Raw genomic sequence first — 26253 nt, 5'->3', positions numbered from 1 at the left:
GCCCTTGTGGTTGAACCCTGATCCACCGTTCGTGATCGTCTTCGCCGCGATGGCCATCGCACACTGGATCGAGACGACCACCGGCTGGTCCCCGACCGCTCGACCGCTCGACTTTGCGGCGTTCAGCGCGGTCCTGCGCGGCGGGCGGGCGGTAGCGGCCGCCGTCTCGGTGCCGCGACGGATCGCCCGGCTGACCGTCGACGCGCTGCGCCCCTGACCGGCGCAATCGCATTCTGGGTCGGCTCCGAGTGCAACAGATCGGTCCAGCACGACCCCGCTCGTTGACCGAACCGCAACGAGTGCTTGACGCACTACCGGGGGGGCGACAGACTCCTCCCGTCCTCGCCGAGACTCTTGAGCTCTCGCCGGGAGGCACCCGGATCGCACGGTTGTCCGGGAACTGTTCCACATCTAGCAACGGAGCTAGCTGAGTGAGAAGTCCGCGAACTCGAATGGCTGCTGTCGCGCTCGCCGCGGCAGCACTGACGGTTGGTATGGGGAGCACGGCCGTTGCCGACGCTACCAAGACCTCCGGTCCTGTCGTCCTGAACGTTCAGGGCGATGGCCTCACGGTCGACAGCGCGACGTCGACCTGGGCTGCGGCGGCGATGTGCGGCCCGACCCCGCAGTCTCGGATCTACACGTCCAACGGTCAGGTGAGCAACACCAAGTCGTTCTCGATCGGGAACGTCTGCCTGGCTTCGTGGAGCGGCGTCCACTCCATCGGGAGGTTCACGGCGAACTCGACGACGAACATCTCAGCCGTGTGGGGCCAGGACGGAACGTGGTACACGCAGTACAACCCGACGGCGCAGATCAAGCCGTGACAAAGGCGGGGCGCAGGGGTGCGCGGCTGGTGGCGGTGGTCGTCGTCGTGGGTGCGATGGTGACTGGGTGCTCGGCGGGCGCGCCTCCTGCGCCTCCCCGGGGTTCGGACGGGGCGGCCGGGCAGGTGGACGACGGCTTGGGGACGGGGTTTGTCGCGAGGGCGACTCGGGGGCTCAACGGTGCGGAGCCCCCCGGGCCGGGGCCGTTCCAGCAGGGGTTGCTCGACAAGCCGGTGCTGACGTACGCGGACTACGAGTCCGCCGTGCTGGCGTGGGGGCAGTGCATCACCGAGCGCATCCCGCAGATGCGGTTCGAGGCGACGCCGAGCGCGTTCATGGACGGGATGCTGGACGTCCAGTACGGCCGGGGCGCGGAGTTCGGCGAGTCGGACGGCGCGGTGGGCGCGGACGGTTCCGCGGGGCAGTCGGTTTCCGCGCCGTCGTCGGCGGGGTCGGGTGAGCCGTCCGACGACGAGACGGAGGTGTCCAACGGCACCGGGGTGATGCCCGACTCGATCGTCGACGACGACCGGGTCGTGGGTGAGTGCGAGCTGATCTATGCCGCGCAGGTCGAGGACCGGTGGCAGAGCCAGCTCGTGCTGGGCGCGCAGCAGGTGTCGGTCGAGATGCCGAAGTTCTTGCAGTGCATGACGGACGCGGGAGTCGTCCTGCCGGCGGATCGCAGCGATGCCGGCATCAGAGCCTTCCTGCAGACCCCCGCGTGGTCGCAGACGTTGACCGAGGAGCAAGGTGCGAGAGCGAACGCGTGTATTGCCGAGCACTCGACGCTCGTCAATACGATCACGCAGTAACACTCGCCCCGGCGCGTGGCTGCTCCCGGCGAGCCTGCTGGTCATGGTCCTCGTCCCCGTCGTCCTGCTCGGGCTGGTCGTGTGGGTGCTGCCGCGCCCCGACTCGGCGCTGGGCTCGGAGGTCGGCCCGGTGGGGTACCCGGTGCAGGCGCTGGAGTACCGGGCGGGCGCGGCGGCGACCGCGGCGCTGACGTGGTCGGACGGCGTCGCGGTGCGGGCCCCGTCATGGTCGGGCCTGGTCGTGTCGGTCGAGGTCGGCGCGGGCGACGTGCTGGTGACGGGGACCCCGGTGGCGGTGGTCGACACGGTGACCCGGATCGCCGTAGCGACGCCGACGCCGTTCTCCCGGGTGCTGGCGGTGGGCGACCGCGGCGGCGACGTGGTGATGCTCCGCACGGCATTGCGGGCGCTCGGGTTCGCCGACGTCGGCGAGGGGAACGTGTTCGACGGCCGGCTGCGGGCAGGTGTGAGGGCGTTGTGCGGGCGGCTCGGGTGCTCGCCCACGACGTCCGTGTTCGACCCGTCCTGGGTGGTGTTCCTCCCCCAAGAGACGGTGACCGTGGGGTCGGTGAGCATCGACGTCGGGACGCCCGCCCCGGGCACGGGTGACGTGATCCTCACAGCGGCCGCGACCCTGGCGTCGGCGCGGGTCGCCACCGACCCGGACGCGGGCACGCAGGCGCCCTCCTCCGGGCAGGGATACGTGTTCTCGTACGCCGCGCTCGACCTGCCGCTCGACGCGGACTTCACGATCCCGCCCGGCGCGGACGGCAGCGGCCTGGCCGGCCTGGCGGCGTCGCTGACCCCGGGTACGGCGTCGGTCGACGGCGCGATCCAGCTCGCCGACCCGGTGCAGGTCACCTCGGTACCGGCGACCTCCCTGGTGACGGGCGCGTCAGGACGGGTCTGCGTCTACCCCTTCGACGACGCGCGCGCGGGCACCGGCGCCGAACCGGGGTGGCCGCCGCTGCCGGTCACGGTCGTCGGGGGCAGCCCGGGGATGACATACGTGGAGCCGATCACCGCCGGCCAGGTACTGGCGAACCCCGCCGAGATCGGGGGCCTCGCCCCGTGCAGCTGACCGGGCCAGGCGTCCGCGCCAGCGGAGGGACGCTCGCCGCCGCACGGCTCAGCTATCGCTACCCGGGCGCCTCACGGCATGTCGTCGCGGGGTTCACCCACACCTTCGACGCGGGAACACTGACCGCGATCGTGGCCCCGAGCGGCGCCGGCAAGTCGACCCTGCTCTCGCTGCTCGGGCTGCTCCTGGCGCCCGACGACGGGACCGTGTCCGTCGACGGCACGACCTGCGACTGGCGGCGCCGCGCCGAGCTGACGGAGCTGCGCACCCAGCGGTTCGCGTGGGTGCTGCAGAACAACGCGTGCTTCGAGAAGCGCACCGCGACGGACAACGTCGCCGTCGCGCTCCTCGCCTCCGGGACACCGATGCGACGCGCCCGCGACGCGGCCGCGAGCGCCCTGGAGACCGTGGGGCTCGCCGCCCAGGGCCGGCAGCCCGCCGGGCAGCTCTCGGGCGGGGAACGGCAACGCATGACGATCGCACGCGCACTCGTCGCAGGCCGCCCCGTGATGCTGGCCGACGAACCGACGGGCAACCTCGACCGCGCCAGCTCCCTGACCGTGTTCGACGCGCTACGTGCGTGCGCCCACGCGGGCGCCACCGTCGTCGTCGCCACGCACGACCTCCAGCTCGCCGCGGTCGCCGACCACGTGGTGGACCTGGCCGCCGACGTGTGCGCCCCGCCCGGCCCGACTAGGGCGGCCCGGGGATGAGCTGGTCACCGACCGGGCTGCTGGGCGAGGTCGCCCGCACGATCCTCGCCCGTCCCCTCCAGTACCTCGTCGTCACGCTCGTCATCGCAGGCGTCGGCCTCGCCGCGGGCGGCCTCGACATGATCGCCTGGCGCGACGCAGCCGCGCTGCGAACCGTCCAGGAGTCCGCCGGATCCTTGGTGATCCGTGCGACCGCACGCGACGGGTCCTCGACCATCGACGCCGCCGCATGCCTCGCCCTCGACCGGTCGAGCGGCGTCGCCGCAGCCGGCGGCATCGGCGCCAGCCGCCTCGTGCACGCCGCGACGAGCCCGGGCCTCGGGTTCCGTGTCCTGCCCGCCGCCGGGAACATCACGCAGGCGCTCACCGGTGCCTCCGCCGCGCCCTCAGGGCCAGGCCTGATCGTCGCGGACGCCGTCGCCGAGCAGGTCGGCCTGCGCGCCGGGTCCCTCACCTCCATCGACGGCACCGTGACACCCGTGGTGGCAGTCGCCCCGCTCGGACAGCGCGACCAGGAGCTCGGTCGCATCGCCCTGACGCTCACCACCTCGCCGCGCACCCTGACGGCGTGTTACGTCGCCTTCACCGACGAGCACGCCCTGCGCACCCTGTCGAACCTCCTGCCCGCCACCTTCGCCGCCACGGGCGACAACCTCACCCTGACCCGCATGTTCGCCACCGGCGACGGCATCCCCGACCCCTCCACCCTGTGGGACACCCGCCCCGCCCGATACCTGTACCTCGCCGCCGGGACGCTCGCCGTCCTCATCCTGACCATCACCGTGCGAGCGCAACGCCACGAGTACGCCATCTACCTGATCACGGGCACCACCCGCGCGGGCGTCGCCGGCCACGTCCTCGTCGCCGGGCACGCCATCGTCCTGACAGCCCTGGCCATCACCATCGCCTGGCTCACCCTGCTCGGACACCTCGGGCACGTCCCCGCCCACGGCATCCAGCTCGGCATCGCCGCAGCCGTGCGCACCACCATCACCGCGACCGCGCTCCTGCCCCTGACCCTCGCATGGCTCGCCCACGCCAACATCCACCGCCTCCTGCGCGAGACAGCCGCATGACGACGGGGTCTGTCCGATAGACGGCTCTGCCGCACTTTCGGGACAGCAGGCGCGTCCAGGCCCCTGCTCGACGAGCCAGGCACGTACGGCGGCGTAGACGTGGACAGGTCGTGTCGTGAATCTCGCAAGAGACTCCGAGAAATGGGTGACTAAGAGGTGACTTCGACGCAGCGAGTGCCGTCTCATCGCTGAGATTGCTGGTGGTACTGCTCGTTCAGGTTCCGCAGCGCCCGCTGGTTGCGGCTGGCGACGGCGGCCGGGGACTTCACCGACAGGCGCATCGCCCAGTCGACGTCAAGGCCCGACTCGTCGATCCGCCCGATAACCTCGCTGCCCGGGAACGTCATGCCGCCGTCGGGCACGTCGGAGACCACGAGCAGGGACTGGTAGCTGGCCTCGACGTCGTCGACCGTGTGCGCGTCCGACACCTTCAGGTACTTGCGGCCCACCGGGTTCAGGCGGGCAAGCTCGCGCGGGCCGATGTCGGACTGTCCGCCCTCGTCGAGCACCGGCTCGCCGAGCGCGGCACCCGCCTTCGGCGCCAGCAGCGCCGAAGGCGGGCTCGCCTCGTCAGCCTCCGGCAGATCGAGGTCCTGGAACAGGCCACGACGCAGGAAGTGCTGGTGCAGCCACACCATCTGCGCCGGGGTCGCGGGCGTCGCGTTGAACGGCCCCGGGATGCCCTCGGCCACGCGCGCAGCCTGCGCCAGGCGCCGCTCGACGTCCCTCGTGGGGATGGTCACGCGCGGCAGCCCGAGCCGGTCGAGCAGATCCGACTTCGCGGCCTGCAGCGGCTCGGTGAACCGGTCGGTGGGCTTGTCCGCTCCCAGCGGGACCGACAGCCAGAAAACCCGGCGCCCGGGCCCGATCGCATCGAGCGTGTCGAGTGTCGCCTCGCACTCCGCGACCCACTCCGGGCTCTCCTCGAGGTCGACACCCTCGAGCATCTTGGACACCACGACCGCCGGGTCCAGACCCGAGCGCACGCCCAGCAGCAGCGACTCCCCGGGCAGCGCCCGGATCAGCGCCTGGTGCAGCGCGCGCACGGTGTGCTTGTCCTTCGTCGGCCGCAGCCCATAAGGCAGGCCGGACAGGATCCAGTCGGCCCACACCGTGCCGGAGCGGGTCCAGCGCAGGTTCGCAGCCATGGAACGGGTCGGGGTGCGCATCAGTCCTCCTGGCGCGGAGCACCGGTCGAGGCCAGCGGCCGCTGGACGCCGGTGAGAGCGGGAGTCGTCGTGGACCGGGTGGTGGCCGGCGTGGGCCGCAGCCGCTGCGGCGCGGGCGGCGTCGCCACCGCGGACTCGGGGATGTCCCGGCCGCGGCGGCGCGCGCGGGCGGCGGGCGTAGGTGTGCCCGCCGGGATGTCGGCGAGGGTAGGTGCGTCATGGGTGATCACCAGGCGTGAGGTGACGTGGTGGGGGCGACGCAGTCGCAGCGGGGTGGCGGCGAGGGTGCCGTGGGCGGGTGCGCCGAGAGCTCGCAGAGCACCCACGCCGATCGACAGCGGGTTGCGGGAGCCGATGGGCAGGCGGCCGACGATGAGGACCAGGCCATAGGAGACCGCGGCGAGCAGCAGCGTGTTTCCGATCAAGCCGAAGTGTCCCCACAGCCAGGTCGTCTGCAGGCCGATGACGAAGAACCCGACGCCGACCCCGACCTGGGTGTAGGTGTACGGCCCGCCCCAGATCATCCCGCCGGTGGCGGTCTTGCCGATCAGCTGCGGGAAGCGTCGGGCGCGGGTGTACCACCGCACGATGTCCGTGTCGGTGGTGCCGGGTGTGTTCGTCATCGGTCCTCGCTCAGATCCCGAGCAGGTGCCCGGTCGGGATTGTCTGGACGACCGCGGCGGCGCCGGGCAGGTCGTTGCCGACCGTGTCGCGCAGCTGGGTGACGTTGAAGATGATCCACACGAAGATCGCCGCGGCGATGCCGGCCACGATGACCTGGGTCATGGCACCGCGCGAGGCGACGCCGCGGATGATCACGAAGAGCACACCCAGCGTGATCGCGACGCCGCGCACGAGCGTCACGGCGTCTCGGGGTGCCCCTCGCGGACGGTGTCGAGGAACCCGTGGACTGCCGGGCGGAACGCGCGCCGCCGCATCACGTCGGCGTTGACCACGTTGATCCCGAAGCTGACGCTGAGGAGGTCAGCAGGGAGGTCGCGGATGGTGCGCGCGACGAACGGGTCCACCATCGCCGAGCCGCCGAACCCCAGGTTGAGCAGGTCCACCCCGCCAGTCATCGCTGCGACGGCCGCCCAGGTGCCGGTCGGGTGCGTGGCGTTGGAGCCTTGGCTGATGGAGCTGCCGTGGTGCACCCACCGCCGGCCCGGCGCGGGGACGCCCTGCACGGGGGCGTCGCTGCGCAGCTCGACGAGCTCGAGCGTCTCCTGGTGCGGCAGCCAGATCTCGACGCGCTTCTCGCCTTCGGGCAGGTTGCCGGCGACGACGGCGCGCACCTCGCCGGGCGTGGTCTCGACGCCGCCGGTGCGCGGGTCCATCGTGACGAGCGTGGCGCCGTCGAGGCTGCCCTGCGCCACGAGCGCACCGTCGACGACGACGTCGAACACGCCGTCGGGCCGCGCGGGCGCGCCGCGGTAGGTGTAGCGGGTGGCGAGCGCACGCAGCTCGAGGTGGCGCGCAGTCGTCGTGACGACGACGCGGACGCCCGCGGGCTGCGACTCGACCATCGTGAGCTGAGCGTCGGCCGCCTGTGCCCGTGCCCACGCGGGCAGGCGGTGGACGCGGAGACCGACGTCGGTGCGCTCGAGCTCGAGGGCGCCGTGGATGAGGTCGCCGGTGAGGGGCGTGGTGATCATGCTCGGTCCTTCTCGCGAGTGGGCCAGTGGCGCAGCAGGGTGTCGAGCGCGTCGACGGCGCGCTCCCAGCTCGTGTCCGCGTCGGGGGTGGAGTGGTCGAACGAGCCGGACTGCTGCAGGTCGAGGTAGCCGTGGATCGTCGCGCCGAGCAGGCGGACGGCGTGCACCTGCTCGCTCTCGGGCAGGTCGTAGCCGCGCAGGACGGCGCGGTTGAGGTCGGCGAGGCGCGGGCCGGCGCTGGCGCGAGCAGCTGCGGCGTCGAGCGGGTGGCGGGTGGCCTGCCAGCGTCCGGGGTGCTCGACGGCGTACTCGCGCTGGGCCTGGGCCAGCGCGGCGAGGGCGTCACGGCCGGACCGCCCGGCGAGGGCTTCGGCGAGGCGGTCGGCGAGCTCGGCCAGGGCGCGGACGGCGACCCGGGCGCGGAGGGCGTCCAGGTCCGCGACGTGGGCGTAGAGGCTGGCGGTCTGCACGCCGAAACGGCGAGCCAAGGCCGACAGCGTGACCTGGGGGAAGCCGACGTCGTCGGCGAGCTCGGCCGCCGCGGACGTGAGGAGGTCGGGAGAGAGGCCGACACGGGGCATGGCAAACCTTAGGCCGAATGGATAATGCCTAAAGGCTATAGGAAAATCTGGTCCGCTGCGACTTCCGTGACTGACTCTGGACCGATCAGCAGGTGCTCGGGCCGCCGATGGTGTCGCAGTACAGGCGGCTGCGCGCCTCGGAGACGGTGAAGGTGCCCGCGGTGCTCGAGGTGGTGATCTGGCCGGGGATGTCGGTCCAGGTCAGGGCGCCGGCGATGCGGAACTGGCCGTGCCAGGCGGTGGTCAGCGACACGGTCACGTCCGTGCGGTACCTGATGCCCGCGTCCGACTCGCGCGTGCCCGCCCGGCGGCCGGCATCGGAGTCAGGGTCACCGAGCCGGGTCCACGCGTGCGCGACCCAGCTGTCGTCGACGTCGTCCTCGCCCGGCGACCAGGGACGGCCGGGATCGGCGGTGGTGAGGGTCGAGCCGGTGTCGGAGAATGGGTCGTCGAAGTCCCACGTGAACTCCGACGGGACGGCGCGCACCTCGACCGGGACGTCCAGGAGGGTCGCCACCTGCGTGACAGGGTCGCTGGTCGTGTAGACGGGGTACCAGGCGTTGACCAGCAGCGTGGTGCTCGCCGTCTGGAGGGACGCCGACGGCGTGGGGACGTGCATCGTGGTGAAGACGCGCTCGGCCTCGGCGGCGAGATCGGCCGGGGTGATGCACTGGACGCCGGAGACCAGCTCTGGGGCGCCGTAGGTGCCGTTCGGCTGGAGGCGCTGGATCCATAACGGAGCCAGCTGGTACGTGTCAGGCGGGCAGGTGAGGGTGCCGGCCAGGTTGACGCTGCCGTCGGCGCAGGCGCCCTGGGAGTACTCCTGCAAGGGGACGAGGGAGTCGAGGTCGGCGACCGCGCAGAACAGGTCGTCGGCGCGGAGGTACTTCGTGGGCGGGAGGTCGGGGGACTTCTCGTGGCGGCCGGTGGGGGTGGATTCCCAAGAGTCGCCGCTCGCAGAGACGTTTACGTCGTTCCTGCCATCGTCTACGTTCGCTTCGTATCCACCAGACGGCGATCCCATTGCGAGCACTGTTCCGATGGTCGCGGTAAGGATCTTGCTGATCATTGCGGCTTGGTATTTCCAAGTTCGACAATGACCCAAGAGTCACGCTGTCGTCCGAGTTCGATTCGCGCGCTGTAAACGTTCTTCGCGTTCGAGAAAGCGACCTCACCACTCGCGCTCGTGATCTTTGTTGCAGTCTCGTGAACCCTAACGTCGATCGGCCAGATACCAGTCGTGCCGTCTTGAGCGTATGTGTGCAAAACCTCAACGGCGGCCTCGCCGCCTTCGAAGGTGTCGCCGTTCGCAACGATCTGTCGGGCCTGATCGAGGCGCTTCGCGCAGTACTCGCACGACTCGTGCGACATTCCTTCCCACTCGCTCGTATCCCCGCTCGCCTGCATATACGAGTCGAGCTCCAGGAAGTACTTCGCGGCCGCCTCAGCCCCCGCCGGCCCGTCGTCGTCCATCGCGGCCGGCCGCACCGGCTTCACGACGACCCGCGAGGCCGAGGGACTGGGCGCGGGCGACGCGCTGGTCGCAGCGCTGCTCGGCTCCGCGACGGAACCACCGCCGTCGGACGAACACCCCCCGAGGCTCAGCGCACCGACGACGGCGACGATGCCGGCGGTGCGTCGAAGAAGCGTGCGAGCCATGCGGGCTTCCCCCTTGTCGTCCGGCGACTGCGCAGGCGCACAAGATAGCCGCAACGTCCCCCAGGCTTCCAAACGCCTGTGGACAGCTGTCACGCAGGGTGCAGTCGGCCCCGGCGGGTCCCGAGCGCCGGCGCGAGCACCCACAACGCCACCGCCGCGAGCGCGTGCCACACGGCGTGCCCGGACCACCCGGCCTGGAACCAGGCGCTCGAGGGGTCGCACCACGGCCCGCCCGTCTCCGAGAGGTTCCCGATCACGCCGCCGGCGCCAAGGAGCCCGACCACGACCAGAAGTCGCGAGCGGACGACGGGCCGCCCCCACGCCCGCACGAGCGTTGCCCCCACGGCGACCGCCGCCGCCACCCCCTGGACGGCCGAGGATGCGCCGGGCGCCCTCGCGGCCAGCACCACGACGAGTCCCGTCGGAGCGAGCCACCACCAGTGCCGCAGCCGGCGCCCCGTGAGGTCGGCGACGGCATCGGCTCCCGCCAGGCAGACGGCGGCCATGAGCGGTGGGTCGTGCACCACGGGGTTCCAGGAGGGCGCAGGCCCGTGCTGGATCACGGACCCGCCGCCGATGAGCACGGTGACGATCCCGAGGGTCGTCCGTAGCCGTGCAGCGTCAGAGGCCGCCGCCGCGTCGTCGGCGCGCACGGGCGCCGGGTGACGGGCCGCCCAGACGATCGCCGCCCCGGCGACCACGAACGCGAGGCTCGTCCAGGCGCTCGCGGGCTGGAGCCAGAGCTCGGGCCCGAGAGGCTCGCACGAACGCGGGATCGCGGTCATCTCCGCCAACGTAACCGCGACGCCGCACCTGCGGACAACGGTGGGGTTCGATTTGCGACCATCAGACCCAGATCGTCCGACGGGCTGCCTTGAGCGATGCCCGACCGGGCCAGGGCGGGGCACCCTACGCCCTCCGTGCAAGCCCCGTCACGCGAGGTCTCACCATCCGGGAGATTCTCACCCAATCGCGTCTCAGCGTTGCGTTTTCGCGACCACCTTTGGTTCGGTGGAAAGGCCCGCAAGAACCGACGAGAGGAGCTCAGCGTGCTCAACGTGACAGACAACGCGCGAGCGGCAGTCGAGGACCTGGCTCAGCAGGCCGGCGTTCCCACCGAGGGCGGCCTTCGGATCGCCCAGTCCGCCGGCCAGCCCGGCAACTTCGAGCTGGCCCTCGTGCCTGCCCCGCAGCCCGACGACCAGGTCGTCGATGAGTCGGGTGCGACGCACGTGTTCGTCGAGAAGGAGGCCGCGCCCGCCCTGGACGCCCTCACCCTCGACACCGACCCGGCCGCTCAGGGCCCGGGCTTCGTCCTCACGCCGCAGGGCTGAGGCTCCGTACCTCGGCGACGGCCGCTGCCCATCGGGCGGCGGCCGTCGTCGTTCTCAGACCCGCAGCCCGGTCGGGAACCCGTCGATGCTCCGGACGTTCTTCTCGCGCTGGTAGACCTCGAGCCCGTCCGGCCCCTTCTTGTCGGCCCACTGCTCCATGAGCGGCCGTTCGCCGGCGAACTCCATGAACGGCACGCCGTACCCGCACGAGGTCTGGACCAGGTCGACGGAGACGTCGTAGACCTGCCGCGCGCCAGTCATGGGCGGGAAGAGCCCGGCGAGCGAGTCCCACTCGGGCTGGTCGGGCTGCACCTCGGTCGCAGTGCCGTACAGCCGCAGGATCAAGGGCTGCCGTTCGAATGAGCAGAACATCAGCGTCATCCGGTTGACCTCGCGCAGGTGCGCGGCGGTCTCGTTGCCGCTGCCCGTGCCGTTGAGCCACACGACGCGCTGCGGCCCGAGCACCCGCAGCGAGTCCAGTCCCTTGGGCGAGACGTTGACGCGCCCGTCCCGCGCCGCCGTCGCGACGAAGAAGAGATGCTGCTTCCCGATGAACTCGGCCAGCCGGTCGCTGATCTCGTCGTACTGCTGCGCCATCCGTCGCTCCCTCGCCACCGCTACCCAGTCCGTCAACCCCCAGGATCCCAGGCGGACCTGACGGGCAGCAACGGCGACTCCAGAGCGCACGGCCGCTCCGCTGCAGCGCTGCCTCGTGCACGGGCTGCTCGCGCCTGGGTCACACGTTGACCGGCCCCACGATCCAGGACGCCCCGAGCACCAGGGCGCCCACGGTCACCACGAGGAACACGAACACCCAGAACAGCCCCGGCAGGCCGGTGAGCCGCGCGAGCTGGTCCGCGTCGGACTGCCGCGCGGCTCGCCGGAACCGCTGGGACTGCAGCTCCAGCACGGGACGCACGGACCCGAGCAGCAGGAACCACGTCACCGCGTAGGCGACCGCGGCCTGCGCAGGCTGGTCGAGGAACCAGGACACGAGCACCAGCCCGACGCCGGCCACGAGCACCGACCATAGCCCGAAGAGGTTGCGGATCTTCAGCAGCAGCAGCGCGAGCAGCACGACGAGCAGCCACAGCAGCCCGACGGCGTAGCCCTCGCGCAGCAGCCACGCCGCCCCGAGCCCCACGAGCCCGGGCCCGACGTACCCGGCGAAGGTCGTCGCGATCATCCCGAAACCGCGCGGACGCCCCGCCGAGATGGTCAGGCCGGAGGTGTCGGAGTGCAGGCGGATCCCGTCGAGGCGCCGCCCGGTGAGCGTGGCCACGAGCCCGTGCGCGCCCTCGTGCGCGATGGTGATCACGTGCCGCGCCGTCCGCCATACCGGCCCCACGAGCACGACGGCGAGCGCCACCAGCCCGGAGGCCAGCACGACCGCCTGGGCGGGTGCGGGAACGGGCGTTGTCGCCGCCTGCCAGATGCGGCCGAGCACGTCGCTGACGTCGTCGAGACTCACGGCTGACAGCCAACCACACCGGCCCGTTTCCTCGATGGGCCGGGGTCGTGGGAGACTGGGGGTCTCGAGCGCCGTGACCACGCGGTGCCGACGTCGTGGTGATCGCCCCCGGATCGTGCGCGGCGAACCACGCCCCCGAAAGGCACCATGAACTTCTCCGACCTCGGTCTGCCCAATTCCGTCGTGTCCGTGCTCGCGGAGCGCGGCATCACCTCTCCGTTCCCCATCCAGGCGGCCTCGCTGCCCGACTCGCTCGCCGGCAAGGACGTGCTCGGCCGCGGCCGCACCGGCTCCGGCAAGACCGTCGCGTTCGCGCTGCCGGTGGTCACCCGCCTTTCCGGGGGGCGTCGCACGCCCCGCCGCCCGCGCGCGCTGATCCTCGCCCCCACGCGTGAGCTCGCGCTGCAGATCGACGCCACGACTGCGCCGCTCGCCGCGGTGCTCGGCCTGCGCACGACGACGGTGTTCGGCGGCGTCGCCCAGTCGCGCCAGGTTGCGGCGCTCGACGCCGGCGTCGACATCCTCGTCGCCTGCCCGGGCCGCCTCGAGGACCTGCTGAACCAGAAGGTCCTCACGCTCGACGGCGTCGAGGTCACCGTGCTCGACGAGGCCGACCACATGGCCGACCTCGGGTTCCTCCCGGTGGTGAAGCGCATCCTCGACCGGACGCCGGAGCGCGGGCAGCGCCTGCTCTTCTCGGCGACGCTGGACAACGGCGTCGACGTGCTGGTCAAGCGATACCTGCACCAGCCGATCACGCACTCGGTCGACGAGGCTGCCGCCCCGCCGCCGCTGATGACCCACCACGTGCTCGCGGTGGCGGACGCCGACGCCAAGCGCCAGGTCGTGCACCAGCTCGCAGCCGGCACCGGCCGGCGCGTGCTGTTCACCCGCACCAAGCACCACGCCAAGAAGCTCGCGAAGCAGCTGACGACGGCCGGTGTCCCCGCCGTCGACCTGCACGGGAACCTGGGCCAGGGCGCGCGCGAGCGCAACCTCGCGGCATTCACGTCCGGCGAGGTCAAGGTGCTGGTCGCCACCGACATCGCGGCGCGCGGCATCCATGTCGACGACGTCGAGCTCGTGGTGCACGTGGACCCGCCGGCCGAGCACAAGGCCTACCTGCACCGCTCCGGCCGTACGGCCCGCGCCGGCTCGGGCGGCGACGTCGTCACGATCATGCTGCCCGAGGAACGCGCGGACGTGGCCGACCTGACGCGCAAGGCGAAGATCACGGCGAAGCCCCAGCCCGTGGTCCCGGGGGACCGGGTCGTCTCCGCGCTCGTCGGGGAGGTGGCGGCGCCCGTCATCACTCCGGAGATCCGGCAGCAGGCTCGCGCGCAGTCCACCCAGACCCAGCAGGCTCGTGCCGAGTCCGGCCGTGGGCAGGGCACTCGTGGGACGGCCGGCCGTGCGCAGGGGACCCGTCCCCAGCAGACGCCCGCACCGCAGCGGGCTCGCACCGAGCAGACGCAGGCGGCGCAGGCGCGGCCCCAGCAGGCCCGCACGCCGCAGACCGCGGACGCGACGCCGTCGGGCGACCAGCGGCGCCGTCGTCGGCGCGGCGGCGCACGGGGTCGCGGCCCCGCCACTGCAGGCACCGCCGGCAGGGGCGGGACCAACTAACCCGCGTCCGTTGTTCACGCTCGCGGAGGTGTCACATGACCAACCAGTACGAGGTGACCAAGACCGACGAGCAGTGGAGGGCCGAGCTCGACCCGAACGAGTTCGCCGTGCTGCGCCTGGCCGCGACCGAGCGTGCCTGGACCGGTGAGCTTCTCGACGAGAAGAGGATCGGCGTCTACCGCTGTCGAGCGTGCGGCAACGAGCTCTTCCGCTCGGAGAGCAAGTTCGACTCCCACTGCGGGTGGCCCAGCTTCTACAGCCCGCTCGCGGGCGACCGCGTGGAGCTCATCGAGGACCGCAGCCACGGCATGGTCCGCACCGAGGTGCGCTGCGCCAAGTGCGGTTCCCACCTGGGCCACGTGTTCGACGACGCGCCCCAGACCCCGACGGGCGACCGCTACTGCATGAACTCGATCAGCCTGAGCTTCGAGGCGGTCGGGGGCTAGTCGGCCGGGCTGAGCCTCAGCCGTGCTGGCGACCGAGGCTCAGCGGTCGTGGCTGTCGCGCCAGCGCACCCAGTCGTCCGAGTAGCGGCGGAGCAGCACCGCGAGCGTCGCGACGTCCTGCTCGTCCCACTCGGCGAGCGCGTGCCGGAAGGCGTCGACGCGCCCGTCGCGCGCGGCACCGAAGCGCGCCTCGCCGTCGGGCGTGAGCGTGATGAGCTGTCCGCGCGTGTCGTCCGGGTCCACCTCACGGTGGATGAGGCCGAGGTCGGCGAGCCTGGAGAGCTGCCGCGACACGGTGGCGCGCCCGACGCCGAAGTGCGCCGCCAGGTCGGAGGCGCGCGTGCCGGGGTGCATGTGGATGTGGGCGAGCAGCGGGTAGGCGCTCGCCTCGAGCTCGGGGTGCACGCGCAGCGCGGTCTGCGCCGCCGTCGACGCGGCACGGCGCACCAGGACGCGTATCTCACGCTCGAGAGCGCCGAACGGGTCGCGCTCGGGGTCCGGCAGGGTGGCAGCTTGCGTCATGCGCCCATCATGGCGCCTGGTCAGGCATGTCGGCAGCCGACAGGCCAGGGACGACGACGCCGGGACGTCCCGTGCGGGGCGCCCCGGCGTCGTCTGCCGGTGGGGTGGGTCTCAGCGGGCGTGGCCGGCTGCGAGCTCCTCGCCCACGGTGTCGGCCTCCGCGGCGGCCGTGACCTGCGCACGCTCGGTGGTCGACTCCTCCTCGAGCATCTTCTCGATGCCGGAGCGCTTGCCGAGCGGGATCTCCTTGAGGAACAGCGTGGCGACCAGTGCGATGACGGCCATCGGCACGGCGATCAGGAAGATCTTGGAGATGCCGTCGGCATACGCGTTCTCGAAGATCGTGCGGATCGGGACCGGGAGCTTTGACAGTTCCGGGACGGCCGACGAGCTGCCGCCCAGCGAGCTGGCGGGGACGCCGAGGGTCGCGAGGCCGGTCAGGAGGTCGTTCTTGACCTGGCTGGCCAGGACCGCGCCCAGCGCCGACACGCCGACCGCACCGCCCAGCGAGCGGAAGAACGCGACGGTCGAGGTGCCCGAGCCCATCTCGTGCACCGACAGGGTGTTCTGCACGGCGAGCACGAGGTTCTGCATGAGCGCGCCCACCGAGAGGCCGAGTCCGAACAGGTAGATGCCGATCAGCCAGAAGCTGGTGTGCGCGTCGATGGTGCTCATGCCCAGCAGCGCGAGGATGAGCACGACGCCGCCACCGACCATGATGGCCTTGTAGCGGCCCGTCTTGCTGATGATCCGGCCGAGCACCACGCCGGCGAGCATCGTGCCGACGACCATCGGGATGGTGAGCAGACCGGACTCGGTCGGCGTCTTGCCGCGCGAGAGCTGCAGGTACTGCGACAGGAACACGGCGGTACCGAACATCGCGACGCCCACGGAGACCGAGGCGATCACCGCGAGGACGAACGTGCGGTTCTTGAACAGGTGCAGCGGGATGATCGGCTCGGCGACGACGCGCTCCACGAGCACCGCGGCGACGAGGCTGACGACGGCGCCCCCGACCATCGCGGCGGTCTGCCACGAGGCCCAGTCGAACTTGTTGCCCGCGAACGTCACCCAGAGCAGCAGCAGCGACACGCCCACGGAGATGAGGGCCGCGCCCCAGTAGTCGATGCGGGCGACCTTCTTGGGACGAGCCGGCAGGTGCAGCGTCTTCTGCAGGACGAAGATCGCGGCGACGGCGAACGGGATGCCGACGAAGAAGTTCCAGCGCCAGCCGAGCGACGAGTCGGTGATGACACCACCGAGCAGCGGGCCACCCACCTGGGACACGGCCATGACGCCGCCCATGAGGCCCATGTACCGGCCGCGCTCACGCGGCGAGACGATGTCGGCGACGAGCACCGTGGCGAGTGCCATCAGACCGCCCGCGCCCAGGCCCTGGACGGCGCGGCATGCGATGAGCGTGCCGATGTTCTGCGAGAAGCCGGCGGCCGCCGCGGACATCACGGTGATGGTCAGCGCGATCTGGACGAGGGTCTTGCGGCCGAAAAGGTCGGCGAACTTGCCCCACAGCGGCGTCGAGACCGTCTGGGCGAGCAGCGTGGCGGTGACCACCCAGGTGTAGGAGCTCTGCGAGCCACCGAGGTCGGCGACGATGCGCGGCATCGACGACGACGTGATGGTCGCCGCGAGCAGCGCGACGAACATGCCCAGGAGGATCCCCGAGAGCGCCTCGAGGACCTCCCGGTGGGTCATCGCCGGCTTCGCGACCGGGTCGGAGGTAATGGATGACATCAGCTATTTGCCTTCTTCGTGAGTGGCTTCAGGAACGGCTTCGTAGTGGGAGTCGAGGAGCACGTCGTGTGCCGTCGTGATCGCCTCGGCGACGCGCCGGATCTGGTCCGCGGCGTCTGAGAGATCCGACGTCGACCAGCCGACGAAGATCGCCCCGAGGAGGTCCGCGAACTGTGCGGACATGGTCTCGATCAGCACCTCGCCCTGCTCGGTGAGCTCCAGGACGCGGACCCGCCTGTCGTCGGCGTCGACGGTGCGGCGCACGTAGCCGGCGTCGACGAGCTGGCTGACCTGCCGGCTCGCGACCGAGACGTCGACGCGCAGCTTGGCGGCGACGTCGGTCAGCTGGACCGGCCCGCACAGCGACAGCAGGCGGACGACGCCGATACCGGCGCGGGGCCAGTCGAGCCGGCGCGCCATGTGCACGCCCGCCTCTCGCTGGGCACGGGACAGCTCCTCCAGGGCGGAGTAGAGGTCCTCGGCAGAGGCGCGGGCGCGGTTCGACGGCGTGACCGGATGCGGCGATGCGATGGTCATCTCGGATACTCCTTAGTTGCTGCACGCAACTGTATGCCAGGTGCTTGCAGCAAGCAACTATGAAGGGCGCAACTGTGGGGAGGTAGACACTGGTGCCATGAGCGAAGCCCGCTTCCGCCGCCCCGCCCGGCTCGACCCTCGCGACGCCGAGGACCTCGTGGGCGCGTCCGACCCAGCCCTGCGCAACGAGGTCGCGCACACCACGGCCCGCGCCGTCGTGCACCGAGCGCGGGCCGCCGAGGACCCCGCCCTCGTCGAGCGCCTGGTACGGCTCGTCGAGACGGAAGGGCTCGACGCCGTCGCCGCGCTGTGGGCCGACGCCGCACCCGTCACGCTTCCCGGAGCGCTCTGGCGGCTGTACGTGCTGCGCGAGTGGGTGCGCCGCGACCCGCAGACCGTGGGCCTGCGCTACCGCCTCGGCGTCGGGGTCGCGCCCGTGCAGGAGGCCGTCGCCGGCGTCCCGCGCCCGCCCGAGCCCGAGGACCTGCGGGCGCTCGCCGACGCCGTCCTCTCCGGCGTCTACGCGGGCGACCTCGCCGTCGCGCTCGAGCGGGCCGCCGCGTTCTGCCGCATCCTCGCCACGGGCGCCGCGTTCGACGCCGACGCCCGGGAGGCGGCCGATCCCGCAGGCGCCGACCGCATGACGCGCGGCGCGGCCGGACTGCTCCGGACGGCCGAGGAGCTCGAGCAGGCAGCCGGGTGCTGGCGCGCGGACGCGCTGGACTAGACTGACCGCGCGACGTCGGGCCGCGGTAGCCCCGGGCTCCATCTTCAGCCGCTTCGAGCGGCCACGCGCCGAGAGGCGCTCCCGGTCCGGCGTCGCACTTCTTCCCTCCCCTCCCGGTGCGCTGCCATGCCGCACGAGCGACGTCCGGTGCCAGGGCGGCACACGTTTGGTACGAGAGGACACCGGGCGTCTACCCTGTGTTCGCCCCCGCTTCATCTCGCTCCGACTGGAGACCTGACGTGCGCCTGCGTCTGACCCCGCGCGACACCACCTATTTCGACCTCTTCACCGGGCTGGCCGCACACGTCGTGATCGGGACCGGGCTGCTCGCCGAGCTGCTGGGTGCCGACAAGGCCGGGCGCGAGGAGATCGCCGCACGGTTTGTCCAGGCCGAGCACCACGCCGACGACGTCGCCCACGCGATCACGAAGCGGCTCAACCAGACCTTCGTCACGCCGTTCGACCGCGACGACATCTACGGGCTCGCGAACGCCCTCGACGACGTCATGGACGCGATGGAGGAGGCCTGCGACCTCATCGTCCTGTACAAGGTCGAGGAGCTCCCGCCGCGCGTCTCCGAGGTGGTCCAGGTGCTGCAGCGCTGCGCCGAGCTCACCGCCGAGGCCATGCCTCGCCTGCGGACGATGGAAGAGCTCCGCGAGTACTGGACGGAGATCCACCGCCTCGAGAACCAGGCCGACCGCCTGCACCGCAAGCTGGTCGCCCAGCTCTTCGACGACACCACCGATGCGATCACGCTGATCAAGCTCAAGGAGATCGTCGACGTCCTCGAGGACGCCTGCGACGGGTTCGAGCGTGTCGCCACCATGGTCGAGACCATCGCGCTCAAGGAGTCCTGAGCCGTGGAGGCTGCCCTCGTCGTCCTGGTGGTGGCGCTCGCCCTCGGCTTCGACTACACCAACGGCTTCCACGACGCCGCGAACGCCATCGCGACCTCGGTCTCCACGCGCGCGCTGACCCCTCGCGTCGCGCTCGCGATGGCGGCCGTCATGAACTTCGCCGGTGCCCTGCTGGGCACCGCCGTGGCCGAGACGATCGCACGGTCGATCGTCGACCTCGGCCACTCCTCCAACACCACCGAGCTGACGGTGGTGCTGTGCGCGCTGCTCGGTGCGATCGCGTGGAACCTCATCACATGGTGGCTCGGCCTGCCGTCGTCGTCGACGCACTCGCTCATCGGTGGCCTGGTGGGGGCCGGCATGGCCGGCGGGCTGCCGATCTTCTGGGGCGCGATCGTCAACAAGGTCGTGCTGCCGATGGTGATCTCGCCCGTACTGGGCTTCGCCCTGGCGTTCGCCGTGATGATCGGGCTGCTGTGGCTGTTCCGGAACGCCGCTCCCGCGCGCACCCACCGGCGGTTCCGCCTCGCGCAGACGGCGTCGGCGGCGGCGATGGCCCTGGGCCACGGCCTGCAGGACGCGCAGAAGACCATGGGCGTGATCTACCTCGCGCTCCTCGCCGTCGGCTGGGCCGACCCCGACCAGGGCATCCCGCTCTGGGTCAAGCTCGCCGCGGCCACCGCGATCTCGCTGGGCACGTACTCCGGCGGGTGGCGCATCATGCGCACGCTCGGCCGCCGCATCATCGAGCTCGACCCGGCGCGCGGGTTCGTCGCAGAGTCCGTCTCCGCCGTCGTGCTCTACGCCAACGCGTTCCTGCTGCACGCCCCCGTCTCGACGACGCACACCATCACCTCGGCCATCATGGGCGTCGGCGCCACGCGGCGGATCTCGGCGGTGCGCTGGGGCGTGGCGAAGAACATCGCCATCGCCTGGCTGCTCACGATCCCGGCCGCCGCCGCCGTGTCCGCGCTGGCCACGTGGCTCATCACCGCCTGGTGAGCACCGCTCTCAGCTGAGCGGCGGCACCACGTGCTCGACGGCCACCACGCGCGGCCCGCGCGGCGTCGTCGCCACGTGCGCCACGAGCAGCTCGCCGGGCTCCAGGAACGGGTCCTCGGACGGCAGCAGGTCAGCGACCGCGCGGCGTGAGTGCTGCCCCAGCACGTCGAGCACCGTCGGCAGCACGGGCCGGTGCGTGCACAGGACCGCCGACGTCTGCGCCTCGAGCAGCTGCCGCACCGTCCGCGCGACGCGGGCCGGCGACTGCTCGTGGTGGGTCTCGGTGAGGTGCTCGCTGTACCACGGGCGCAGGTGCGCGGCCCGCACGTACGGGGCCACGGTTGCCGCGCAGCGCTCCCAGCGAGAGCTGACCACGCGGCTCACGCCGTACGCGGACAGCACCGGCACGAGCGCCGCCGCGTGGGCGTGCCCGATCGGCGTCAGCGGGCGGTCCTGCTCCTCGCCGAACCAGGACGTGCGGGCCAGGGCGCGGCCGTGCCGGGCGATGACCACCGCGTGCGTCGCGAGCCGGCCCTGCTCGAACTCTGCGACGAGCGCGACGAGCGGCTTGCGGTCCGTGCGCCGGGTCAGCCGGGCGGACGCCTCCTCGACGTCGAGCCAGCGGACCCTGTCGATCTCCTCCTTGGACGCGGGCGGCACGATGGGACGGGCGCTGTGGGCCTGAGTGTCCCCGTCGGACTTCACGCGGCGGGACGCCCAGTAGGACACGGTCTTCCAGCGGCCGTCGGGCATGCGGTAGCGCATGCTCGGCAGCGGCACGCCGAGCACGACGGGCTTGGCCGTCTCCTCCGCGATCTCGCGGACGGCGGCCGCGTGGAGCGACTCGCCGGCATCGAGCTTGCCCTTGGGCCACGACCAGTCGTCGTACCGCGGCCGGTGGACCAGCTGGACCTGAAGCTTCCCGTCGCGCACGCGCCACACGAGGCCGCCCGCGGTGCGGACGGCCGGGACACGGGCCGTCACCGGGCCGGCTCCCTCCGGCGCCGGTGACGCCGCACCAGCACGGCCTGGAGGTCGGCCAGCGGCTTGCCGTCAGCGTCCTTGTGGTGACGCGTCCAGGTGCCGTCGGGGCCCAGGTGCCACGAGGCCGTCGCGTCCGCGGCCGAGACCTCGAGCAGGTCGAGCAGCTCCGCGACGTGGCCCTCGTCGGTGATGCGCACCAGCGCCTCGACGCGGCGGTCCAGGTTGCGGTGCATGAGGTCCGCCGAGCCGATGAACACCTCGGGCCCCGACTCGGGGCCCTCGCCGATCGCGGGGCCCGCCGAGTTGGCGAACGCGAAGATGCGCGAGTGCTCGAGGAACCGCCCGAGGATCGAGCGCACCCGGATGTTGTCGCTCAGCCCCGGCACGCCCGGCCGCAGCGCGCAGATGCCGCGCACCACGAGATCCACCTGCACGCCGGCCTGCGAGGCGCGGTAGAGCGCGTCGATCGTCGCCTCGTCGACGGCCGAGTTGACCTTGAACCTGACCCAGGCCTCCTTGCCCTGCCGCGCCGCCTCGGCCTCGCGGTCGATGCGCTCGATCAGGCCGGCGCGCACGCTGCGGGGCGCGACCAGCAGCCGGTGGAACCTCGACTGCGGCGCGTAGCCCGAGAGCTGGTTGAACAGGCGGGTCAGGTCCTGCCCGACGTCCGGGTCGCACGTCAGCAGGCCGTGGTCCGTGTAGAGCCGTGCCGTCTTCGGGTGGTAGTTCCCGGTCCCGACGTGGCAGTAGCGGCGCAGCCCGTCGGACTCCTGCCGCACCACCAGCGAGAGCTTGGCGTGCGTCTTGAGGCCCACGATGCCGTAGACGACGTGGACGCCCGCCTCCTCGAGCTTGCGCGCCCAGGAGATGTTGGCCTCCTCGTCGAAGCGGGCCTTGATCTCGACCAGCGCGAGGACCTGCTTGCCGGCGTCCGCAGCGTCGATCAGGGCGTCGACGATGGGGGAGTCGCCCGACGTCCGGTACAGCGTCTGCTTGATCGCCAGCACCTTCGGGTCCGCCGCCGCCTGCTCGAGGAACGTCTGCACCGACGTCGAGAAGGAGTCGTACGGGTGGTGCAGCAGCACGTCGCGGCGCTTGATCGCCTCGAAGACGTTGGTCGCCGTGGCCGACTCGACCTCGGCGAGCTGCCGGTGCGTCGTCGGCACGAACGACGGAAAGTGGAGCGCCGGGCGCTCGACGTCGGCGATGACGTTGAGGCCGGTCAGGTCGAGCGGCGCGCGCAGCTCGTAGACCTCGTTCTCGGAGACGCCGAGCTCGCGCACCAGCAGCTCGCGGATGCGGGGGCTGATGCCCTCCGCCAGCTCGAGCCGGACCGGCGGGCCGAACCGCCGGCGCAGGAGCTCCTTCTCCATGGCCTTGAGCAGGTTCTCGGCGTCGTCCTCCTCGACCTCGACGTCCTCGTTGCGCGTCACGCGGAACGTGTGCGACTCGACGACGTCCATGCCGGGGAACAGGTGGTCGAGATGCTGCGCGATGACCTCCTCCAGCGGCACGAACGACGTCGGGCGCTGGGCGGCACCGCCGGACGTCGGGTCGCTGGGGCGGCCCCGCTCGTCCACCGCGATGAAGCGGGGGAGCAGCGGCGGCACCTTGACGCGCGCGAAGTGCTCCTTTGCCGTGAGCGGGTTGCGCACCACCACGGCCAGGTTGAGCGAGAGCCCGGAGATGTACGGGAACGGGTGCGCCGGGTCGACGGCCAGGGGCGTGAGCACCGGGAAGATCTGCTTGCGGAAGAACTTGTGCAGGCGGTCCTGCTCGCGCGTCTCGAGGTCGTCCCAGTGGACGATCGTGATGCCTTCGGCCGCCAGCGCCGGCTGGACGTCATCGGCGAACAACCGCGCGTGGCGGGACATGAGGCGGTGCGCGCTGGCGTCGATGCCGTCGAGCACCTCGAACGGCGAGTGGCCCGACGCCGCCGTCACCGCGATGCCGATCGCGATGCGTCGCTTGAGGCCGGCGACCCGGACCATGAAGAACTCGTCGAGGTTCGAGGCGAAGATCGCCAGGTACCGCAGCCGCTCCAGCAGCGGGAGGTCCTGGTCCTCCGCCAGCTCCAGCACGCGCTCGTTGAAGGCGAGCCAGCTCAGCTCGCGGTCCGCGAACCGGTCCTCGGGCAGGGGCGCGAGCTCGTCGAGCGACGGCATGTGGTCGACGTCGGAGCCGACGTCCTCCGCGATGTGCTCGGCGATGTGCGCCGCGAGCTCGGGGTCGATCGTGCGGGAGAAACGTCCGCGCTCGTCCCGGGCCCGCAGCTCTGAGGTGCTCATGAAACTAGATCATGGCATCGTTCGGGCGGCCGTACTGCACGTCGACCGCGCTCCGTTCGAAGCCCGCCTTCTCGTAGATCGCGACCGCCGCGGCATTGTCCCCGTCGACGTAGAGCACCGCACGGCGGGCCCTGCCCGCGAGGTGCGCGAGCCCGACGTCGGTCAGCGCGGCGCCCAGCCCGCGGCCCCGGTGGTCGGGGTCCACCCCGACCGCGTAGATCTCGCCGTCGCCGCCCTCGACCTTGGTCCACATCGACCCCGCGAGGGTGCCGTCGGGCGCCTCCAGCAGGAAGAAGCCCGCCGGGTCGAACCACGGCTCGGCCATCCGGTCGTGCAGGTCGGCGACGGTGAGGCGGCCCTGCTCGGGATGGGTGGCGAACGCGCGCGCGTTGAGCGCGACCCAGGCATCGTCGTCCTGGCCGGGCACGAACGTGCGGACCGTGTAGCCGTCGGCGGGTCCCCCCGGGGCTGGCGCGGCCACCGGGTCCAGGGGCTTGGTGAGGAACAGCAGCTCGCGCACGACGGCGTAGCCCGCCGCCGCCGCGAAGGCGCGCGCCGGCGCGAGGTCCCCGTGGGCCCACACCCGCAGCGCCTTGCCGCGCTGGCCCGGGGTGCCGCCGAACTGGGGCAGGCGCGCGTCGCGCTCGGCGGTGCGGAGCAGGAGCCGCCCGACGCCGTGGTGCCGGTGCTCGGGATGCACGGCGAGCTCGGCGGAGGCGACGTCGCCTCCGCGGTCGACCTGGACGTAGCCGATCACCGCGCCCGCCTTGTTGTGCGCGACGGCGTGCGTGAGCCAGGGTTCGTCGGCCGCGAGCCGCAGGAGCGGCTGCTCGGAGAGCGGGGCGACGCCGTCGGCCGAGGTCGCGGCGTCGGCGAGCGCCCGGACCCCGGCCTGGTCGGCGGGAGAGAGCGGTCCGATGGAGAGCGGGGTACCCATGCGCACGCCTCCATCATCGCCGAGAGAGAGAGGGAAGCCCGCGAGGTAGAGAGCCCCGACCTCCCCCAACGCTCTCCACCACGCGGGCTCCCTCTCTGTCAGTCGTCCGAGGCCGCCGTGCGCGCGCTCAGGCCGGCCGAGATCAGGTCCATGACCGAGCTGTCCGCGAGCGTCGTCGCGTCGCCTACCTGACGGTTCTCCGCGACGTCCCGCAGCAGGCGCCGCATGATCTTGCCCGAGCGCGTCTTCGGCAGCTCCGGCACCACGAGGATCCGCTTCGGCTTCGCGATCGGGCCGATCTCCTTCGCCACGTGGTTGCGTAGCTCCGTCTGCACGGCCGCCGCGCCCTCCGCCGTCGACGCGCGGTCCGCGTGCTCGCCGCGCAGGATCACGAAGGCCACGACGGCCTGCCCCGTCATGTCGTCCGCGGCGCCCACGACCGCGGCCTCGGCGACGATGTCGTGCGACACGAGCGCCGACTCGATCTCGGTGGTCGACAGGCGGTGGCCCGAGACGTTCATGACGTCGTCGACGCGGCCCAGCAGCCAGATGTCGCCGTCCTCGTCCTTCTTGGCGCCGTCGCCCGCGAAGTAGAGGCCCTTGAACCGCGACCAGTACGTGTCCTCGTAGCGCTGCCGGTCGCCCCAGATGCCGCGCAGCATCGACGGCCACGGCTCGGTGAGCACCAGGTACCCGCCGCCGCCGTTGGCGACGGGGTGCGCCTCGTCGTCGACGACGTCGGCGCTGATGCCCGGCAGCGCCACCTGCGCGGAGCCCGGCTTGGCCGCGGTGACGCCCGGGAGCGGGCTGATCATGATGGCGCCCGTCTCCGTCTGCCACCAGGTGTCGACGATGGGCGTGGTGTCGCCGCCGATGACGCGGCGGTACCACATCCACGCCTCCGGGTTGATGGGCTCGCCCACCGAGCCGAGCACCCGCAGCGAGGACAGGTCGTACTGCGACGGGATGTCCTCGCCCCACTTCATGCAGGTGCGGATGGCCGTCGGCGCGGTGTAGAGGATGGAGACCTGGTACTTCTCCACGAGCTCCCACCAGCGCCCGCGGTGCGGGGTGTCCGGGGTGCCCTCGTAGATGACCTGCGTCGCGCCGTTGGTCAGCGGGCCGTAGACGACGTACGAGTGGCCCGTGACCCAGCCGATGTCGGCGGTGCACCAGTAGACGTCGTCGTCCTTGAGGTCGAACACGTTCTTGTGCGTGTACGCGGCCTGGGTGAGGTACCCGCCGGTGGTGTGGAGGATGCCCTTGGGCTTCCCGGTGGTCCCCGAGGTGTAGAGGATGAAGAGCGGGTGCTCGGCCTCGACCCACACGGGCTGGTGGTACGTGTCGGCGGACTCGAGCGCGTCGTCCCACCAGATGTCGCGGCCCGCGGTCCAGGCGGTCTCCTGGCCGGTGCGGCGGACGACGAGGACGTGCTTGACGGTCGAGGTGCCCTCGCCGGCGAGCGCCTCGTCGACGGCCGGCTTGAGCGCGGAGGGCGCGCCGCGGCGGTAGCCGCCGTCGGCCGTGATGACCAGCGTCGCCTCGGCGTCGGCGATGCGGCTGCGCAGGGCGTCGGCGGAGAAGCCGCCGAACACGACGGAGTGCGGGGCGCCGATGCGCGCGCACGCGAGCATCGCGACGACGGACTCCACCAGCATCGGCAGGTAGATGACGACGCGGTCGCCCTTGCGCACGCCGAGCGCGGCGAGCGCGTTGGCCGCGCGCGCGACGTCGCGCTGCAGGTCGGCATAGGTGACGGTGCGGGTGTCGCCGGGCTCGCCCTCGAAGTGGAGGGCGACGCGGTCACCGCGCCCCGCCGCGACGTGCCGGTCCACAGCGTTGTAGGCGGCATTGAGGGTCCCGTCGGCGAACCAGCGCGCGACGGGCGCGTCGGACCAGTCGAGGGTCTGGGTGAAGGGGGTGCGCCAGGAGACGAGCTCGCGAGCCTGGTCCGCCCAGAAGGTCAGGCGGTCGGCGGATGCGGCGTCGTACAGGTCGGCCTGCGCATTGGCCTGTGCAGCGAAGGCCGGCGCGGGCGGGAACGACCGCGTCTCGTGCAGCAGGTTCTCGAGGCCTCCGGCCTCGGGGGTGGGCGTGGTCAACGGAGAACCTCCAGCGTCGTTGCGAGCGGCGACGCGCCGTCGCGGTGCCGCGCTGGCGAGTGTAGACCTGGCGAGTGACCGCGCTCACAGGC

General features: G+C 72.0%; 29 protein-coding genes. 12 read left to right on the top strand and 17 right to left on the bottom strand.

Going from position 1 to position 26253, the window contains the following annotated elements; all coding sequences use genetic code 11:
• Window positions 1-31 precede the first annotated feature (31 nt).
• From ACO4JP_RS17640 to ACO4JP_RS17615, 6 genes are all read left to right on the top strand, one after another.
• The gene (locus tag ACO4JP_RS17640) at window positions 32-217 is read left to right on the top strand and encodes a hypothetical protein (RefSeq protein ID WP_425955272.1); all 186 of its coding nucleotides are present in this window, start codon (window positions 32-34) and stop codon (window positions 215-217) included.
• Window positions 218-656: 439 nt separating this feature from the next.
• Complete coding sequence (locus ACO4JP_RS17635; protein ID WP_425955271.1) at window positions 657-827, top strand: hypothetical protein; 171 nt, start codon at window positions 657-659, stop codon at window positions 825-827.
• A 218-nt stretch (window positions 828-1045) separates the two neighbouring features.
• On the top strand, window positions 1046-1639 hold the full coding sequence (locus tag ACO4JP_RS17630) for a hypothetical protein (protein ID WP_425955270.1): 594 nt from the start codon (window positions 1046-1048) through the stop codon (window positions 1637-1639).
• 43 nt (window positions 1640-1682) lie between these two features.
• Window positions 1683-2720, top strand: coding sequence for a peptidoglycan-binding domain-containing protein (locus tag ACO4JP_RS17625; RefSeq protein ID WP_425955269.1), 1038 nt, complete (start codon window positions 1683-1685; stop codon window positions 2718-2720).
• Window positions 2711-3433: an ABC transporter ATP-binding protein gene (locus ACO4JP_RS17620; protein WP_425955268.1), complete on the top strand. Its 723-nt coding sequence runs from the start codon at window positions 2711-2713 to the stop codon at window positions 3431-3433. Before ACO4JP_RS17625 ends, ACO4JP_RS17620 begins: the two co-directional genes overlap by 10 nt.
• Window positions 3430-4509, top strand: a complete 1080-nt coding sequence (locus ACO4JP_RS17615) for a hypothetical protein (RefSeq protein WP_425955267.1) — start codon at window positions 3430-3432, stop codon at window positions 4507-4509. Before ACO4JP_RS17620 ends, ACO4JP_RS17615 begins: the two co-directional genes overlap by 4 nt.
• Before the next feature lie 182 nt (window positions 4510-4691).
• Here the strand turns inward: ACO4JP_RS17615 and ACO4JP_RS17610 are convergent, their stop codons facing one another.
• The 8 genes from ACO4JP_RS17610 to ACO4JP_RS17575 all read right to left on the bottom strand — a co-directional run bounded on the left by ACO4JP_RS17610 (window position 4692) and on the right by ACO4JP_RS17575 (window position 10358).
• The gene (locus ACO4JP_RS17610; protein ID WP_425955266.1) at window positions 4692-5678 is read right to left on the bottom strand and encodes a hypothetical protein; all 987 of its coding nucleotides are present in this window, start codon (window positions 5676-5678) and stop codon (window positions 4692-4694) included.
• The gene (locus tag ACO4JP_RS17605) at window positions 5678-6301 is read right to left on the bottom strand and encodes a hypothetical protein (protein ID WP_425955265.1); all 624 of its coding nucleotides are present in this window, start codon (window positions 6299-6301) and stop codon (window positions 5678-5680) included. The genes ACO4JP_RS17610 and ACO4JP_RS17605 overlap by 1 nt, the downstream gene beginning before the upstream one ends.
• A gap of 10 nt (window positions 6302-6311) precedes the next feature.
• A complete protein-coding gene (locus ACO4JP_RS17600) occupies window positions 6312-6542 on the bottom strand; it encodes a hypothetical protein (RefSeq protein WP_425955264.1) in 231 nt (76 codons plus the stop codon).
• Window positions 6539-7333, bottom strand: coding sequence for an SGNH/GDSL hydrolase family protein (locus ACO4JP_RS17595; protein WP_425955263.1), 795 nt, complete (start codon window positions 7331-7333; stop codon window positions 6539-6541). The genes ACO4JP_RS17600 and ACO4JP_RS17595 overlap by 4 nt, the downstream gene beginning before the upstream one ends.
• Window positions 7330-7914, bottom strand: coding sequence for a TetR/AcrR family transcriptional regulator (locus ACO4JP_RS17590; protein ID WP_425955262.1), 585 nt, complete (start codon window positions 7912-7914; stop codon window positions 7330-7332). The genes ACO4JP_RS17595 and ACO4JP_RS17590 overlap by 4 nt, the downstream gene beginning before the upstream one ends.
• 85 nt (window positions 7915-7999) lie before the next feature.
• Complete coding sequence (locus tag ACO4JP_RS17585; protein WP_425955261.1) at window positions 8000-8938, bottom strand: hypothetical protein; 939 nt, start codon at window positions 8936-8938, stop codon at window positions 8000-8002.
• A 41-nt stretch (window positions 8939-8979) separates the two neighbouring features.
• Window positions 8980-9573, bottom strand: a complete 594-nt coding sequence (locus tag ACO4JP_RS17580) for a DUF6318 family protein (protein WP_425955260.1) — start codon at window positions 9571-9573, stop codon at window positions 8980-8982.
• 89 nt (window positions 9574-9662) lie between these two features.
• Window positions 9663-10358 (bottom strand): hypothetical protein, encoded by a 696-nt coding sequence (locus ACO4JP_RS17575; RefSeq protein ID WP_425955259.1) that lies wholly within the window; start codon window positions 10356-10358, stop codon window positions 9663-9665.
• Between the two features lie 264 nt (window positions 10359-10622).
• On the opposite strand from ACO4JP_RS17575, the gene ACO4JP_RS17570 reads away from it, so the two are divergent.
• Entirely contained in the window at window positions 10623-10907 is a 285-nt protein-coding gene (locus ACO4JP_RS17570) for an iron-sulfur cluster biosynthesis family protein (RefSeq protein ID WP_425955258.1), read from the top strand.
• 54 nt (window positions 10908-10961) lie between these two features.
• Here the strand turns inward: ACO4JP_RS17570 and ACO4JP_RS17565 are convergent, their stop codons facing one another.
• Both ACO4JP_RS17565 and ACO4JP_RS17560 read right to left on the bottom strand, forming a co-directional pair.
• Window positions 10962-11504 carry a pyridoxamine 5'-phosphate oxidase family protein gene (locus ACO4JP_RS17565; RefSeq protein WP_425955257.1) on the bottom strand — a complete coding sequence of 181 codons (543 nt, stop codon included), beginning with the start codon at window positions 11502-11504 and terminating at the stop codon, window positions 10962-10964.
• 139 nt (window positions 11505-11643) lie between these two features.
• Complete coding sequence (locus ACO4JP_RS17560) at window positions 11644-12387, bottom strand: M50 family metallopeptidase (protein WP_425957138.1); 744 nt, start codon at window positions 12385-12387, stop codon at window positions 11644-11646.
• A gap of 138 nt (window positions 12388-12525) precedes the next feature.
• On the opposite strand from ACO4JP_RS17560, the gene ACO4JP_RS17555 reads away from it, so the two are divergent.
• The gene (locus ACO4JP_RS17555; protein ID WP_425955256.1) at window positions 12526-14004 is read left to right on the top strand and encodes a DEAD/DEAH box helicase; all 1479 of its coding nucleotides are present in this window, start codon (window positions 12526-12528) and stop codon (window positions 14002-14004) included.
• 35 nt (window positions 14005-14039) lie between these two features.
• Window positions 14040-14450 carry a peptide-methionine (R)-S-oxide reductase MsrB gene (gene msrB, locus ACO4JP_RS17550; protein WP_425955255.1) on the top strand — a complete coding sequence of 137 codons (411 nt, stop codon included), beginning with the start codon at window positions 14040-14042 and terminating at the stop codon, window positions 14448-14450.
• Window positions 14451-14489: 39 nt separating this feature from the next.
• Here msrB and ACO4JP_RS17545 read toward each other — a convergent pair whose 3' ends face one another.
• The 3 genes from ACO4JP_RS17545 to ACO4JP_RS17535 all read right to left on the bottom strand — a co-directional run bounded on the left by ACO4JP_RS17545 (window position 14490) and on the right by ACO4JP_RS17535 (window position 17261).
• On the bottom strand, window positions 14490-14972 hold the full coding sequence (locus tag ACO4JP_RS17545; RefSeq protein ID WP_425955254.1) for a MarR family winged helix-turn-helix transcriptional regulator: 483 nt from the start codon (window positions 14970-14972) through the stop codon (window positions 14490-14492).
• Between the two features lie 111 nt (window positions 14973-15083).
• Window positions 15084-16724 (bottom strand): MDR family MFS transporter, encoded by a 1641-nt coding sequence (locus ACO4JP_RS17540; protein ID WP_425955253.1) that lies wholly within the window; start codon window positions 16722-16724, stop codon window positions 15084-15086.
• A 3-nt stretch (window positions 16725-16727) separates the two neighbouring features.
• Window positions 16728-17261: a MarR family winged helix-turn-helix transcriptional regulator gene (locus ACO4JP_RS17535; protein WP_425955252.1), complete on the bottom strand. Its 534-nt coding sequence runs from the start codon at window positions 17259-17261 to the stop codon at window positions 16728-16730.
• A gap of 97 nt (window positions 17262-17358) precedes the next feature.
• Between ACO4JP_RS17535 and ACO4JP_RS17530 the strand changes: the two genes are divergently transcribed.
• From ACO4JP_RS17530 to ACO4JP_RS17520, 3 genes are all read left to right on the top strand, one after another.
• Window positions 17359-17988: a hypothetical protein gene (locus ACO4JP_RS17530; protein WP_425955251.1), complete on the top strand. Its 630-nt coding sequence runs from the start codon at window positions 17359-17361 to the stop codon at window positions 17986-17988.
• 239 nt (window positions 17989-18227) lie between these two features.
• Window positions 18228-18848 (top strand): DUF47 domain-containing protein, encoded by a 621-nt coding sequence (locus ACO4JP_RS17525; protein WP_425955250.1) that lies wholly within the window; start codon window positions 18228-18230, stop codon window positions 18846-18848.
• 3 nt (window positions 18849-18851) lie between these two features.
• Window positions 18852-19850, top strand: a complete 999-nt coding sequence (locus ACO4JP_RS17520; protein ID WP_425955249.1) for an anion permease — start codon at window positions 18852-18854, stop codon at window positions 19848-19850.
• Window positions 19851-19859: 9 nt separating this feature from the next.
• Here ACO4JP_RS17520 and ACO4JP_RS17515 read toward each other — a convergent pair whose 3' ends face one another.
• From ACO4JP_RS17515 to acs, 4 genes are all read right to left on the bottom strand, one after another.
• Window positions 19860-20834, bottom strand: a complete 975-nt coding sequence (locus ACO4JP_RS17515; RefSeq protein WP_425955248.1) for an NUDIX hydrolase — start codon at window positions 20832-20834, stop codon at window positions 19860-19862.
• The gene (locus ACO4JP_RS17510) at window positions 20831-23122 is read right to left on the bottom strand and encodes an RNA degradosome polyphosphate kinase (protein ID WP_425955247.1); all 2292 of its coding nucleotides are present in this window, start codon (window positions 23120-23122) and stop codon (window positions 20831-20833) included. Before ACO4JP_RS17510 ends, ACO4JP_RS17515 begins: the two co-directional genes overlap by 4 nt.
• A 4-nt stretch (window positions 23123-23126) precedes the next feature.
• Entirely contained in the window at window positions 23127-24059 is a 933-nt protein-coding gene (gene mshD, locus ACO4JP_RS17505; protein WP_425955246.1) for a mycothiol synthase, read from the bottom strand.
• A 98-nt stretch (window positions 24060-24157) separates the two neighbouring features.
• On the bottom strand, window positions 24158-26161 hold the full coding sequence (acs, locus tag ACO4JP_RS17500; protein ID WP_425955245.1) for an acetate--CoA ligase: 2004 nt from the start codon (window positions 26159-26161) through the stop codon (window positions 24158-24160).
• Window positions 26162-26253: the final 92 nt, after the last annotated feature.

The sequence above is a fragment of the Xylanimonas sp. McL0601 genome (genome assembly GCF_049852175.1).
Lineage (GTDB): Bacteria > Actinomycetota > Actinomycetes > Actinomycetales > Cellulomonadaceae > Xylanimonas.
This window is presented reverse-complemented; position numbering and strand designations above follow the sequence as displayed.